Annotated in this window: 13 protein-coding genes; 7 read left to right on the top strand and 6 right to left on the bottom strand. The window is 59.9% G+C overall.

Annotated features, from left to right (window positions below; genetic code table 11):
* Positions 1 to 30 precede the first annotated feature (30 nt).
* The 6 genes from zwf to DXY37_RS03920 all read left to right on the top strand — a co-directional run bounded on the left by zwf (position 31) and on the right by DXY37_RS03920 (position 5,999).
* On the top strand, positions 31 to 1,554 hold the full coding sequence (gene zwf / locus DXY37_RS03945; protein ID WP_115125461.1) for a glucose-6-phosphate dehydrogenase: 1,524 nt from the start codon (positions 31 to 33) through the stop codon (positions 1,552 to 1,554).
* Between the two features lie 44 nt (positions 1,555 to 1,598).
* Positions 1,599 to 2,882 carry a glucose-6-phosphate dehydrogenase assembly protein OpcA gene (locus tag DXY37_RS03940; RefSeq protein WP_115125460.1) on the top strand — a complete coding sequence of 428 codons (1,284 nt, stop codon included), beginning with the start codon at positions 1,599 to 1,601 and terminating at the stop codon, positions 2,880 to 2,882.
* A 58-nt stretch (positions 2,883 to 2,940) separates the two neighbouring features.
* On the top strand, positions 2,941 to 4,335 hold the full coding sequence (locus tag DXY37_RS03935; protein WP_115125459.1) for a cobyrinate a,c-diamide synthase: 1,395 nt from the start codon (positions 2,941 to 2,943) through the stop codon (positions 4,333 to 4,335).
* On the top strand, positions 4,284 to 4,637 hold the full coding sequence (locus DXY37_RS03930; RefSeq protein WP_067097798.1) for an acylphosphatase: 354 nt from the start codon (positions 4,284 to 4,286) through the stop codon (positions 4,635 to 4,637). The genes DXY37_RS03935 and DXY37_RS03930 overlap by 52 nt, the downstream gene beginning before the upstream one ends.
* An 82-nt stretch (positions 4,638 to 4,719) precedes the next feature.
* Positions 4,720 to 5,313: a histidine phosphatase family protein gene (locus DXY37_RS03925; RefSeq protein WP_115125458.1), complete on the top strand. Its 594-nt coding sequence runs from the start codon at positions 4,720 to 4,722 to the stop codon at positions 5,311 to 5,313.
* Positions 5,313 to 5,999: a GAP family protein gene (locus DXY37_RS03920; RefSeq protein WP_115125457.1), complete on the top strand. Its 687-nt coding sequence runs from the start codon at positions 5,313 to 5,315 to the stop codon at positions 5,997 to 5,999. The genes DXY37_RS03925 and DXY37_RS03920 overlap by 1 nt, the downstream gene beginning before the upstream one ends.
* Positions 6,000 to 6,037: 38 nt before the next feature.
* Here DXY37_RS03920 and DXY37_RS03915 read toward each other — a convergent pair whose 3' ends face one another.
* From DXY37_RS03915 to folD, 4 genes are read right to left on the bottom strand one after another with little or no spacing between them, the layout of a single operon-like run.
* Complete coding sequence (locus tag DXY37_RS03915; protein WP_115125456.1) at positions 6,038 to 7,528, bottom strand: ATP-dependent RecD-like DNA helicase; 1,491 nt, start codon at positions 7,526 to 7,528, stop codon at positions 6,038 to 6,040.
* Positions 7,525 to 8,031, bottom strand: a complete 507-nt coding sequence (locus tag DXY37_RS03910) for a divergent PAP2 family protein (protein WP_115125455.1) — start codon at positions 8,029 to 8,031, stop codon at positions 7,525 to 7,527. The genes DXY37_RS03915 and DXY37_RS03910 overlap by 4 nt, the downstream gene beginning before the upstream one ends.
* Positions 8,032 to 8,033: 2 nt before the next feature.
* On the bottom strand, positions 8,034 to 8,972 hold the full coding sequence (gene crtE, locus DXY37_RS03905) for a geranylgeranyl diphosphate synthase CrtE (protein WP_115125454.1): 939 nt from the start codon (positions 8,970 to 8,972) through the stop codon (positions 8,034 to 8,036).
* 53 nt (positions 8,973 to 9,025) lie between these two features.
* Positions 9,026 to 9,907 carry a bifunctional methylenetetrahydrofolate dehydrogenase/methenyltetrahydrofolate cyclohydrolase FolD gene (gene folD, locus DXY37_RS03900; protein WP_115125494.1) on the bottom strand — a complete coding sequence of 294 codons (882 nt, stop codon included), beginning with the start codon at positions 9,905 to 9,907 and terminating at the stop codon, positions 9,026 to 9,028.
* A gap of 59 nt (positions 9,908 to 9,966) precedes the next feature.
* On the opposite strand from folD, the gene DXY37_RS03895 reads away from it, so the two are divergent.
* Positions 9,967 to 12,081, top strand: a complete 2,115-nt coding sequence (locus tag DXY37_RS03895; RefSeq protein WP_115125453.1) for an HDIG domain-containing metalloprotein — start codon at positions 9,967 to 9,969, stop codon at positions 12,079 to 12,081.
* On the opposite strand, the gene DXY37_RS03890 is transcribed toward DXY37_RS03895, so the two are convergent.
* Both DXY37_RS03890 and DXY37_RS03885 read right to left on the bottom strand, forming a co-directional pair.
* Positions 12,045 to 12,740, bottom strand: a complete 696-nt coding sequence (locus DXY37_RS03890; protein ID WP_244276835.1) for an RluA family pseudouridine synthase — start codon at positions 12,738 to 12,740, stop codon at positions 12,045 to 12,047. The genes DXY37_RS03895 and DXY37_RS03890 overlap by 37 nt on opposite strands.
* A complete protein-coding gene (locus DXY37_RS03885) occupies positions 12,724 to 13,125 on the bottom strand; it encodes a hypothetical protein (protein WP_067097773.1) in 402 nt (133 codons plus the stop codon). Before DXY37_RS03885 ends, DXY37_RS03890 begins: the two co-directional genes overlap by 17 nt.
* Positions 13,126 to 13,154: the final 29 nt, after the last annotated feature.

Raw genomic sequence — 13,154 nt, 5'->3', positions numbered from 1 at the left:
GGTTAAACCTGCGTCAGAGCTTCCTGTGTCATGAGCGCAACGATGACAAACCCTCTGAGGGTCGGCCTGCGTCAGGAGCGCGTTATCGCTCCCCAATGCCTGGTGATCTTCGGCGCAAGTGGTGACCTCACGCATCGCAAATTGGTGCCGGCCCTGTTCGAGTTGTTTCGACAACGACGCCTGCCCAGTGAATTTGCATTGCTGGGGTGTGCTCGGCGCCCATGGAGTGATGAGGAATTCCGCCAAAAAATGGCGGAAGCCATGGAGACCTCGGTGAATGAGAACCGTGCTGCCTGGGAGCAGTTTTCGGCAGGAATGTTTTACGAACCGGTGGATCTTCAGCATCCCGAGGATCTGGTCAAGCTCGGGCACCGACTGGACGAGATCGACAGGACGCGAGCAACACGCAGCAACCGTACGTTTTATCTATCGGTTTCACCCAAGTTTTATGGCAGTGGCTGCCGCTCTCTCGCCGACGCCGGCCTGCTGAAGGATCCGCAACGTAGTCGTGTGGTGATCGAAAAGCCCTTTGGCAGGGATTACGGAAGCGCCCAGAACCTCAATCGGGTGGTTCAGAGCTGTGGTCAGGAAAATCAGATCTTCCGCATTGACCACTATCTGGGCAAAGAGACCGTTCAGAACATCATGGTTCTGAGGTTTGCCAACACAATTTTCGAGCCGATCTGGAACAGGAACTACATCTCAAGTGTTCAGATCACAGCCGCGGAAACGGTCGGTGTAGAGGAGCGAGCCGGCTATTACGAAACATCAGGTGCACTTAGGGACATGGTGCAGAACCACCTGACCCAGATGCTGGCGATCACTGCCATGGAAACGCCTGGACGCTTTGACCCAGAAGCGATCCGCAGCGAAAAAGCGAAAGTTTTACAGGCGGCACGGCTGGCGGACGAAAACGAACCCTGGAACTGCTGCATCCGCGGTCAGTACGGCCCCGGTGGAACCCAGGACTCACCTCTGCCCGGCTATCGCCAGGAGCATGGCGTCGATGCCAATAGCACCACAGAAACCTATGTGGCGATGAAACTGTTCATCGACAACTGGCGTTGGCAGGGCGTGCCCTTCTATGTGCGCACAGGTAAACGACTGCCGAAGCGCCTCAGCGAGGTGGTGCTCACCTTCAGGGAGGCACCGGTCCATCTCTTTGATGCCGCCGGAGGAGGGCCAACCGCCAATCAATTGGTGTTGAGAATTCAGCCGGATGAAGGTGCTGAATTCCGTTTTGAAGTGAAGTCTCCAGGTTCCGGCATGCGCAGCCGACCTGTGGAGATGGAATTCTCCTACGACGAATCATTCGGAGAGCCATCCGATGAAGGCTATGTGCGCCTGCTAGCCGACGCCATGCTCGGCGATCCCACGCTGTTCACCCGCAGTGATGAAGTGGAAGCAGCCTGGCGTCTCTACACCCCTCTTTTGGAGCTGATTGAAGACAGCCCCTGGCAGCTGCCGATTCACCCCTATGAATCAAGAACCTGGGGACCTGCTGCATCCGATGCCCTCCTTGCCCGTGATGGCTTGCTCTGGCGACGTCCATGACCAGATCCGACTGACCACACCTGTCCCAATCAACCGGCTGCACCATGTCCCCCCAGCTCACACTTCAAACCCCTCTCGAACTGCCGCCCTCTGAGGTCCCCGGCTATCTCGAACAGCTCTGGTCACGGGATCAGCCCAACAACGTCGGTGCCCACACGTTCTGCCTGCTCATCTGGCAACCAGCCTGGGTTGAGCAACAGCTGGTGCGCACCGGCCGCCTGGATGGCCCGATCACTGGCGTGCAGAGGTCGCAGCTGATTGCAGCAGGACGTCAGTCTGTCGTTGATGGCGATCTGCCCATCAGCACACCACCGCTCACCGAAGCAGTGGCGACGTGTCTCGGCCAGATGGACGGGGGGCATACCAGTGAGGATCTGAGAGGCCAGCATGTGGATGCCGCTCTCAGCAATCTGCGCCCGCGGCGCCTGATCACCCTGGCACCCAGCCTTGATTCCGAACAGCCGCTTGAAACACTTGTGGCTGCCTACTGTCCGCTTCCGGAAGAAGGCGGTGGAACTGTTGCCTGCGGGGATGTGGTGGTGTTGCGTGGAGGCAAGCCTGCCCTTCAGGAGGGTCTGGCGATCCTCGATCCTCTGTTGCCAGAGGAGCTGCCCGCCTGGGTGTGGTGGAACGGAGCCCTTGATGAAGCCCCTGAGCTCCTGCAACAACTTGCTAGCTCACCGCGCCGTCTGATTCTCGATTCCGCCCTGGGAGAGCCTGGCTTTTGCCTCAACCTGTTGGCCTCCAGAATCGAAGCGGGGCAGGCAGTCAACGATCTGAATTGGCTGCGCCTTGGCAGCTGGCATCAGACCCTCGCCATGGTCTTCGATCCACCGCATCGCCGCGATGCCCTTGGCCATGTGGTTCAGCTCGACATCGATGTCGAGGGCGACCATCCAGTTCAGGGGCTGTTGCTCGGATCCTGGATCGCCGACCGCCTTGGCTGGGAGCTGCAGCACACCCAGCGCAACCCTGACCAGAGCATCAGCGCCAACTTCAAGCGGACTGATGGAGCTGATGTTCAGATGCGCGTGTCGCCAGTGCCGATGGGGCAACCCAGCATTCATCCTGGTCAGATTGTGGGCCTGCGCCTGATCTGCAAACCAGACAATCAGCCTCCGATCTGCGTGATTCTCTGCGCTGAGTCCGGGGGCTGCATGCGACTCGAAGCTGGTGGAATGGCCAGCATGGAGTTGATTGAAGAGGTCGTTCCAGTGCAGCATTCCCCAGTCGAGGCGGATGTGTCTCGCCAACTGGAAGGCGGTCATGACTCCACCAACCCTCTGCTGGCTGCAGCGGCCCCGCTGGCTGCCAAGCTAATCAGCTAATCCCCCGCTGAGCGGGAGCTCTCCTGATCGCTCCGCTCTAACCATCTCCGCTCACACCATGGCCTGCGTGATCGCTGCTCCGGCCAGCGGCAGCGGAAAAACCCTGCTCAGCCTCTGCCTGATTGCCTGGGCCCGCCAACTTGGGCACAGCATGCAGCCCTTCAAGGTCGGCCCCGACTATCTCGATCCGCAGCTGCTCTCATTAGCGGCGAACCAGCCCTGCCGAAACCTTGACCTGCCTTTATGCGGCGAGGAGTGGGTTCAGCTCAGCTTCAACGGTTATGGCGGGCGTTGTGACATGGCCCTGGTTGAAGGCGTGATGGGCCTGTTCGATGGCATTGGATCCAGCTCGGAGGGGAGTACTGCCGATGTGGCTGTGAGCCTGGGCCTTCCGGTGGTGCTGGTGGTGGATGCTGGAGGTCAGGCCCGATCTCTCGGCGCACTGGTTCGAGGTTTTAAAAATCTTGATCCACGCCTCAATTTTGCTGGCGTCGTGCTGAATCGAGTGAGCAGTCCCAGGCATCGGGAGCTACTTGAGGAGGTGCTCACGGACATCGGTGTGCACTGCCTGGGCTGCCTGCCCGGGGATCCCAACCTGGAGCTACCAAACCGACATCTCGGTCTTGCTCCCGCCCATGAGCTGAGCTCTCTTCAACAGCGACTGGGGCGCTGGTCAGCTCTGGCGGAGCAGCACCTCAACATGGGAGTGTTCGGTCCTCTCCTGAAAGCACCAAGGCCTGGCCCGGACCCGATTCGGCATGTCCTGTCTCCAGAACTGGAGACATCACAGCAACAATCATTGCCCGTGGCCGTCGCACAGGATGAGGCTTTCCATTTCCGCTACCCCGAAATGCAGGAGTGCCTGGAGCTTCTGGGGATGCCAGTGCTGCCCTGGAGTCCCTTAAGCGATACGGCTCCACCAGCAGAAGCGACCGGCCTCATCCTGCCCGGGGGATTTCCAGAGCTGCATGCAGACCAGCTGAGTGGATGCAAAACAACCTTCTCAGCTCTGCACGCATGGATTCGCGACAAGCCGATCTACGCCGAATGCGGAGGGATGCTGCTGCTAGGTCGAGGCCTGGCCGATCCGGACGGAACACTGCATGCGATGGCTGGTCTCCTGCCGTTTGAAGCCAAACGAGGACGGCTGCAGGTGGGCTACCGACAGCTGGAGGCTCGAACCGACAGCCTGCTGATGCGTAAGGGTGAAAGGCTTAGAGGCCATGAATTCCATCGCTGGCAACTGTGCCGTGAATCGGATGAAAGCATTGGCAGCTTTGGGCCGCTGTGGCAGGTTGAAGGTTGGAAAGTTGAGCGAAGAGCTGAGGGATGGAACCTGCCCAATCTCCACGCAAGCTGGGTCCACCTCCACTGGGGCGGATCCTCGACGATCCCCTGCAGATGGCGCGCCGCGCTCGGCTTCGCAGCGAAGCGGAACGTCGCCGCTTTGTGACCCGCCACACCCGGCAGAGATCGGCCACTCTTCAGGAACGTTGGCGTTTTCTGGTGGAAGGAACCGTTCAAGGTGTTGGTTTTCGGCAGGCCTGTCGTCGACGGGCTCTTGAACTGGGCCTCAGCGGCTGGGTCCGCAACCTGGATGACGGCAGAGTGGAAGTGCAAGCCGAAGGTGATCAGCTCCCCCTCAACGAGCTAAGGCTTTGGTGTGAACAGGGTCCCAGCGAAGCGAGGGTTCGTCTTGTTCGGCCCTGCCAGATGCCGATCACCGGTGCCGACTGGTTCGAAATCCGTCACTGAGAACGTGTTGGCCAGAGGTTGTTTGCGAAGCCAAATCAACTCCTGATGGTCACAATCTCAGCAGAGACGGCTGTTTCGGGCCATGACCAATCAACGCCAGCTGTGGCTGCTTCGCCATGGAGCAACCGAGTGGGCTCGCACCGGACGTCACACAGGCAACACCGACATCCCTCTACTGCCAGAGGGAGAAGAGGAAGCCCGGCAACTGGCTCCTGTCTTAAGTCAACAGCATTTCGCGGCTGTCTTTAGCTCACCTCTTCAACGTGCTCGGCGCACCTGCCAACTGGCAGGGCTGGGAGCAAGCATGACCGTAATGAAGGAGTTGCTGGAGTGGAATTACGGAGATTACGAAGGAATCACCACCTCTGACATTCAGCGCAAGGTGCCGGCGTGGAATGTGTTCACCCATGGCTGTCCGAATGGCGAAGACGCTGAAGCCGTGCAAAAACGCTGTGAAACCTCGATACGGCTGGCCATGGAATCGCCCGGAGATGGAGACGTTGCACTATTTGCCCATGGACATCTTCTGCGGGCCTTGGCCGGGACCTGGCTTGGCCTGGGAGCCGTGGGCGGCAAGCTGCTGATGTTGAGCACCGGAAGTCTCTGTCTGCTCGGTTTCGAGCATGGAAATCATGCGATCGTGCGCTGGAATGCGCCCGCTGACGGCCGGTTCTGATGAGCGACACAACCCTCTGGGCGGAACTGCTGGCCTATGGCACCGGCATTGGGCTCTCGCCGATTCATATCGCCGTTCTCTTGCTGCTGCTGCTGGGCCCGAATCCCATCAAACGTGGCGGATGGTTCGTCGCAAGCTGGGTAATCACCACACTTCTTGCCGCCACGCTTCTGGTCACTGTCGGCCATTCCCTTGTGTTGGATATGAGTCATGGCTCCCATCACCGCACGGGCCTGGATCTGCTGGCAGGCGGAGCGCTGGTCGCCATCGGCGGACGGGAACTGATCAAATCCTTCACCGAAGGTTCGGAGCCACCGGTCTGGGCCAAAGGCATCGACCGTTTCCTGGCCATGCCGCTGCCGCTCCTGTTGTTGCTGGGTTCCGTCGGCGAAATCATTAGCCCCGACGACATCGTGCTGTTCGCCAAGTCAGCTGGAGTGGTTCTGTCCGCGCAGTTGCCCACCTGGCAGGAAGCAGTCGGTCTGATTGCTTTCACAATCGGAGCCAGCCTGTTTCTGCTCACTCCTTTGGTTGCCGTTGTGATCGGCCGCGACAAGGTCGTTCCACTTCTCGAGGAAGGGAAAGAACTGCTGTTTGCCCGGGGAAGTCTTGTGGTTGGTGGGGTCAGCCTGGGGCTGGGGATCTACCTGGGATGGCAGGGCGTAAGCGAACTAACAGCGATCTAATCCGCATCGCGAGCCTTAAATAGGGTAGCCATCACCGATTAGCCAATCCCACGTAAAGCCTTGCTCCAGGTGGCTGCATTGCGTTGGCTATCACCCACCAGGTACACCCCATGCCTGGCGCGACTGACTGCCACATAAGCCAGCTGTTGATGGAACACCTGCCTCTCTGGTGCAAGAAATTCAAGGCTGCGAGGGAACACATCATCAGCAACAAAAACCTCACCAAAGCTGCTGCCCTGACTTCGATGCACCGTGAGCACTGCAGCAGGCCCAAGTGATGCAAAAGCATCCCTCACCAAGAAGTAACGGCGCCAAAGTGATCGGCCGCCACGTTTGCCGGCGTTCCTGGCTTCCTGAGCCAGACGCTTCAGCAGTGCATCCAGTTGCTCCCTCGCCTGACTGCCGGAAGGAGGCTGAAGGCGCAGCTTGAGCTCAAGCTCGCCACTGCGAACCTTCGCATTGAGGGTCTCAATCACGGGCACGCCCAGTCCGGCCAACGAGAGCTGCGCTTCACCAGCGACACCGAACTCCGCCAGATCGCAGCGTTCCGGAGACACGTCTTCAACCACGAGTTCTCGGTTGGAGCCCAACACCAGATCGGGTTCCTCACCAGTCTCGCCTCCGTCGCTGGAGGCCGGTGCCATCACCGCAGTGCGCGTGATCAACACCTCGCCTGGCAGCACAGCCATCTGATCAGCCATCTCTCCATGAATGGCCCTGCGGGCATGGGGCACCAACGCTTCCAGGCGGCGATTGGTGTAGCAGAGAATTCTCGCCGCATCGGGGTTATCGCAGGCCGCGGCCCGGCGCAGACCCTCCTGAGCACGCGACAACCAGTCCCCTCGACTCAGCACTCCCACCTGACCGAGATCCGAGCGAACGGGAGGCAGCAGCGGTGGTACTTCGCAGGGCAAGCGACCATCGCGCAGACAACTGGCCAGTTGCAGGACAGGGCCCTGGTGACGAACAACCTCATGCAAGCAGGCGGAAACAGCACGATTCATGCCAAACACCGGGCTTTCGCTTTCACCCACCGGTGGCAACTGGGCCGGATCACCCACAAACACCAGTCGCGTTTTGAACGGGTGGGCACACTGCAAGGCAATGGACAGCAGCGAGCTGTCGACCATCGAGGCCTCATCGACCAGCACCAGTCCGAGATGCTCCAACGCTCCGGCCGTTTGTTCAGTGGGTTCGCACAGCTCCCGATCACCCTGTCGCTTGAGCTTCAGCCGCAACAAGCGATGAATGGTGGAGGGGTACCAAGTGGGCTGAAGGCCTTCGAGGTTGAGTGCCTGCCGTAAAACCCCGACAGCCTTGTGGGTTGGAGCCACAACGGTCCAGCAGAGACCGCTGCTTTCCACTTGCCGCAGCAGGCGCATCGACAGAAAGGTCTTACCACTGCCGGCAAAGCCACTGAGGACGAATGGAAGACCAGCGTCCTGTTGTTGCAGCCAGTCGGAGAAAGCCTCTGCGGCCTTGTGTTGATCCTCGGTGAGGCTCAATTCAGCGTGAGGAAATGACGTCAACCCAGAGCGTTGGTGATCAGTTGCGTCAATTGAAGCGGCGATCCCAGAAAATTGAGGCCAAGCAAGGCAATCATCGGGCCGAGCAGGCTGCCAACCAGCACTTCCGTTCGGGAATGCCCCAGTCGTTCCTTGAGCGGTTTCTCGAAGGGTGTCTGCCAGAGAGATTCCGGCAGGGCATTGAGCCGTTCAGCGGTGAAACCGGCGGCACGCCTCACACCACTGGCGTCATACATCACCACGAACGCCACAGTGGCGGCCAGGGCAAAAATGGACGATGCGAATCCCTCCTGCCAACCCGCCGCAGCGGCTGTACCGCTCACCAGTGCTGCATGGCTCGATGGCATCCCACCGGTTTCGATCAGCACCGCAGGCCTCCAGCGGCGAAAGACGATGAGTTCAATCACCAACTTCGACAGCTGAGCCAGACCGCAAGCTGCAAGACCCCAGGCCAAGACTGCATTATCAAGAATCTGCAGGGGGATACTGAGAGCGACGTCGTCCATCGTCAACGGTCCCGACTGGCCACGTAATCGGCCAAAGCCAGCAGAGGTTGAGCCTTATTTTTCCAGGGCTGCAGGGCAGCTTTAGCTTCTCCCACCAACTCGAGGGCGCGGGTTCTCGAAGGCTCCAGACCGAGCAGCTTGGGATAAGTGGTCTTATCTGCCAGCAGGTCCTTGCCCGCCGTCTTGCCCAGCACCTCACTGCTGGCAGTGACATCAAGAATGTCGTCCACAATCTGGAACGCAAGGCCGATGCCATTGGCATAGGTGCGCATGGCCTGAACTTGGGTATCACTGGCACCACCGATCAAGGCACCAGTCACCACGCAGGCCCTCAGCAAAGCAGCGGTCTTGTGCAGATGGATGTATTCCAACGTCTCCAGGTCGACCTGTTTGCCTTCGCATTCGAGATCAACCACCTGTCCCCCTACCAGACCAGGCGCTCCGGAGACCATGGCAAGTTCTCCGACCACCTTCACCAACCTCTCGGCAGGCACATCGGCACTGCGCACCGACACCATCTCGAAAGCGCGGCTGAGCAGCGCGTCTCCGGCGAGGATCGCCATGGCATCGCCGTACACCCTGTGATTCGTCGGCCGGCCTCGCCTGAGGTCGTCGTTGTCCATCGCCGGTAGGTCGTCATGGATCAACGACATGGTGTGAATCATTTCGACAGCGACCGCCGTGGGCATGGCCTTTGAGGAATCTCCACCCACCAGCTCACAGGCCGCAAGACACAAAATCGGTCGTAATCGCTTTCCCCCCGCCAGCAGGGAGTAGCGCATCGCTTCCCTAAGAGATTCGGGTCGCTCAGGCCCCATCGAGGCGTCCAAAGCAGCTTCGACGCGCTCGCGAGACTGATTCAGATAAGCCTTGAAATCAAAGCTCTGCTGGGGCTCACCCGACGGCGGAACGCCTTCAGGGCTAGTCGCCGTGGCGGTCATGGGGAGCGAAATGCTGGGCGAATTCTGTCAGGCCGGCGGGCACGCAAGCACCATCAGATGATCAAGTCAGCCAGATCGTGATCGACCCCGTGGCGACGGCACCAGGCCACAACGGTGTTCACCAGAAGCATGGTGACGGTCATGGGGCCAACGCCTCCGGGCACGGGCGAAAGCGCGGCAGCAATGGGCTCCAACTCTGCTGCCATCACATCACCACAGAGTCCGCCCTCAGGACGCCGATGGATCCCAACATCCACCACGACCGTGCCTGGGCTCACATACTCTGCTCCAAGCATTTCCGGACGACCGGCCGCCACCACGAGAATCTCTGCCTGACGCGTCAGAGCAGCAAGATCTCTCGTTCGTGAGTGGGCAATGGTCACCGTTGCGTTCGCGGCCTGCAGCATCAGAGCCATGGGCTGCCCCACCAAAATGCTGCGGCCGACCACCACGGCACGACGGCCCGCAGGATCGATGTCCGCACTGCGAAGCATCGCCATCACTCCGGCAGGAGTACAGCTCCGGGGGCCCTGTTCTCCCTTGAGCAACCGGCCAAGATTCAGCGTATGCAGACCATCGGCATCCTTTTCAGGATCAATCGCAGCCAACAACGGTGTTTCATCCAATCCCTGCGGGAGCGGAAGCTGCAACAGGATCCCGTCCACCCTGTGATCAGCATTTAATGCACGGATCGCCTGCAATACCTGATCAGGCGAGGCATCTGCTGGGAGGTGAGACCCATAGCTCTCAACACCAATACGGGCACAGGCCTTTTCCTTGTTGGCCACGTAGACCGCACTGGCAGGATCATCACCCACTCGCAAAACAGCCAAGCCCGGCGGGCGACCGGAAATCTGGCTTGCAGATTGGACCTGAGACTGCAGCCGCAGCTCGAGTGTCTTGGCCAGGACCTTGCCATCCAACCTGAGGGCCATTGCCATCTGATGCATGTGAATCCAGCATGCCGCTCCGGCAGAGCTAGCGTTTGTGCTGAATGCTCCCGGCTGACTTGCGTTCGCATCGCCTTGCACGTCTCTGGAGGTCCTGGCTCAGGAGCGAATCACCTCGCCGCCCGGTGCTGCGCTGGAACAGGTTGCAGAAAGCCACGCTGCTGATCCTCTGTGTTCTGGTGGCGCTGGTGTCCAGCTGGCCCTGGCTGGTGGAACCAGACCTGCGACCAGGCCTGGCCGCTCCCTTTGATGCAGAGGCCCCCAAGGACGCCAGGGTTGTGGACAGCGAAGCCCTGGAGCAGAGGCGCTCAAGCCTGGGATCCAGCACCTTCGTGCAGGTTCTAGACCCTCAGGAAAACGAGCAGATCCGTATGCGGCTGGAGCGACACCTCAGCGAATTGGAACGGGTCGCGAACAGCATCGATGCCGAGCGCATCGGACCTGTGAACCTGTCTCTCAACGAGCAGCAATGGCTGAAGAAACGAACCCAGGATGAGAGTCGGGATTGGGATATGGCTCTTCGCCGAGCGCTCGACCGGATGCTCAGTCAGGGGCTTGTTAACACCCTGGCACTGGAACAGCTCCAACGGGCCAGCGATCTGCAGCTCGAAGACCTCAATCAAGGCACGCCAGCCAGCCGCAGTCTGGGCAGCAAGGTGCTGACCACAACGCTTCAGGGCGCCAGCAACCTTCAGACCGATCCACTGCGAAGTCAGAGACTGATCGAGGAGCTGATCACCCAACAAGGAATCCCCACCATTGAAGTCAATCGCGGCGATCTGATCACCCGCAAAGGCGAGTCGATCAGCTCACAGGCCTACGACGTTCTCGATTTTTTCGGAATGGTGAATCGCCGGCCGAAGCTGGGGATCTGGTTCACCCGTTTCACAGAAGCACTGGCCAGCTGTGGGGTTCTGCTGCTGGTCATGCGCCGCGAACGTCCCTGCCTGGAGGCACCCCATGGCCTGCTGGCTCTGGGTCTGTTGCTGCTGGGTCAGGCCTGCAAACTCTGGTTTGGTGCTTCGGTGAGCCCCCTGGCGGTGATCGTGCCGCCCACCCTTCTCCTGGCTCAGGGCCTTGGCACAACCAGTGCACTGGCCTGGATGGCAGTGGCCAGTCTTCTCTGGCCAACCCCAGTGACTGGCCTCGGGGAAGGGCGCCTGCTGATTGCCGCTGCCACAGCCACCGTCGCTGCATTGCAAGCAGGTCGCTTGCGCAGCAGAGCACAGTTGCTGCAACTCGCCGTCTTGCTGCCGGTGGGTGCATGGCTGGCCGAACTGGTGTTGATGAACCGAGAGGGCCAACCGCTTGCTGGGTCATTGATTCGCTTGCCATCCGATGCAGGGGAACTCGCTTCGGAAGCCTTGCTGCTTGGGCTGGCAATGATGCTGGCGATCCTGGTCATTCCTCTTCTGGAAAGCTCCTTCGGGTTGCTGACAAGAGCACGCTTGATGGAACTTGCAGATCAGGAGCGCCCGTTGCTGCGGCGGCTGTCTTCAGAAGCCCCCGGCACCTTTGAGCACACCTTGATGATCTGCGGCCTTGCCGAGGAGGGTGCGCGGTCGATCGGCGCCGATGTCGACCTGATCAGGACAGGATCTCTTTATCACGATGTGGGCAAGCTTCATGCTCCCAACTGGTTTATCGAGAATCAAACCAGTGGAGAAAACCCACATACTCGGCTCAACGACCCTTTAGCCAGTGCAGGAGTGCTCCAAGCCCATGTGGATGAGGGGTTGAAACTGGCACGACGACATCGGCTTCCTCGCCCGATTGCGGACTTCATTCCTGAACATCAGGGCACCTTGCGAATGGGTTATTTCCTGCATCAGGCCCGGCAGCAGAATCCAGAAATCTCCGAGAAACCCTTCCGTTATCACGGACCGACGCCGCGCTCTAAGGAGACCGGAATCATGATGCTGGCGGACGGCTGCGAGGCTGCATTGCGCTCACTGCCGCCGGACACGAGTGATCAGGAAGCTCGTGAGACGGTCAAGCGGATTGTTGAGGCGCGCATCAGCGACGGACAACTCAGCCAGAGCAGCCTCAGTCGGGCCGAACTGGAACTGGTGATGCATTCGTTCGTCCGTGTGTGGCGAAGAATGCGTCATCGCCGCATTCCCTATCCCATTCCCGCTAAGCGCAGCTTCTCCGCTTGAGCCCACTTCGGAAGTGCAGAACGCACACGCACCCTGCGCTGGTCATAAGGGTCCTGAAAGCTCAACGCATAAGCATGCAGATGCATCGGCCCCTGAAGGTCGGAGGCGGTATAGATGCGATCAGCGCGGATAGGAGCCCCCACAGCAGCCAAATGCGCCCGCAACTGATGGGATCGGCCGGTCAGAGGCCGCAACCACAAACGTGTGCAATCGGTTGACTGCGTCCACTTGCGCCAAAGCGTGCAACAGGGCTTGCCCTCCGGATGCGGTCCATACAAAGGCGGCTGGCGCTGCAGCCTGGCCAGGGGCAGATGAATGCTTCCCCGTCGTCCCAACAAAGGCCTAACCACATCAGCGAGATAAAGCTTGTGAACTCTGCGGGCAGCAAACAGAGCACTGAGCGATCGCAGGCTGCCCTGATTTCTGGCCACAAGAACGAGTCCAGAGGTCTCCCGGTCGAGGCGATGCACCAAGCGAAGCTCAGGGCAATCGTCCTGGAGTCTCGTGATCAAGGAATCACGTTGATGAGAACCCAGACCGGGCTGACTCAGCAGACCGGCTGGCTTATCGACCACCAGATATTGAGGGTGCTCGAGTAAGAGAGCAAAGCCCGCGAGCTGAGGAACGGCTGCTGCCAAGGCTTCAAAGCCTGACGCCACGTCGATGGGCAGGGCGGCACCAATAGATCAGCGCCAGCACATTGATCAACCCGAGCACGACAGGTCCCAACCCCATGGTCTGCGGCTCAAGCCCCAGGACCAGGCGAACAAGGCCATAGGGAATGGCCCCGGCAAGACTCATGGACAAGGCCACGATGGCCAGAATCACACCCCAGCGTCGCTGCGCCAGCAAGCCTGCTGAGGCCACGATGCCCACGATCGCAGCGGGCCAAGCCAGTGAGAAGGCGAGGCTGATGTTGGTGATGGCAATGCCGGAAGAGGATCCTTCTCGAAATGCCAGCAGGCCAATCACAGGCAGAGCGATCAGGTTGGCCACAAGGCCGAGCCAGGTCATCAACCAATAGCCGTTGAGCCGCGGACCCATGGAGAGATGCCACACATCAGCACACCGTA

This window comes from Synechococcus sp. GEYO (genome assembly GCF_900473955.1).
Lineage (GTDB): Bacteria > Cyanobacteriota > Cyanobacteriia > PCC-6307 > Cyanobiaceae > Synechococcus_C.
Note: the sequence above shows the minus strand (reverse complement) of the source record. Positions and strands in the feature narration are given on the sequence as shown.

Excerpts from the sequence above, each read along its gene's own strand:
- crtE (WP_115125454.1), bottom strand. The coding sequence starts at position 8,972 with ATGACCGCCACGGCGACTAGCCCTGAAGGCGTTCCGCCGTCGGGTGAG.
- DXY37_RS03895 (WP_115125453.1), top strand. The coding sequence starts at position 9,967 with ATGCTCCCGGCTGACTTGCGTTCGCATCGCCTTGCACGTCTCTGGAGG.
- DXY37_RS03940 (WP_115125460.1), top strand. The coding sequence starts at position 1,599 with ATGTCCCCCCAGCTCACACTTCAAACCCCTCTCGAACTGCCGCCCTCT.
- DXY37_RS03885 (WP_067097773.1), bottom strand. The coding sequence starts at position 13,125 with ATGGGTCCGCGGCTCAACGGCTATTGGTTGATGACCTGGCTCGGCCTT.
- DXY37_RS03910 (WP_115125455.1), bottom strand. The coding sequence starts at position 8,031 with ATGGACGACGTCGCTCTCAGTATCCCCCTGCAGATTCTTGATAATGCA.
- DXY37_RS03925 (WP_115125458.1), top strand. The coding sequence starts at position 4,720 with ATGACCAATCAACGCCAGCTGTGGCTGCTTCGCCATGGAGCAACCGAG.
- DXY37_RS03930 (WP_067097798.1), top strand. The coding sequence starts at position 4,284 with ATGGCGCGCCGCGCTCGGCTTCGCAGCGAAGCGGAACGTCGCCGCTTT.
- DXY37_RS03935 (WP_115125459.1), top strand. The coding sequence starts at position 2,941 with ATGGCCTGCGTGATCGCTGCTCCGGCCAGCGGCAGCGGAAAAACCCTG.
- zwf (WP_115125461.1), top strand. The coding sequence starts at position 31 with ATGAGCGCAACGATGACAAACCCTCTGAGGGTCGGCCTGCGTCAGGAG.
- folD (WP_115125494.1), bottom strand. The coding sequence starts at position 9,907 with ATGGCCCTCAGGTTGGATGGCAAGGTCCTGGCCAAGACACTCGAGCTG.
- DXY37_RS03920 (WP_115125457.1), top strand. The coding sequence starts at position 5,313 with ATGAGCGACACAACCCTCTGGGCGGAACTGCTGGCCTATGGCACCGGC.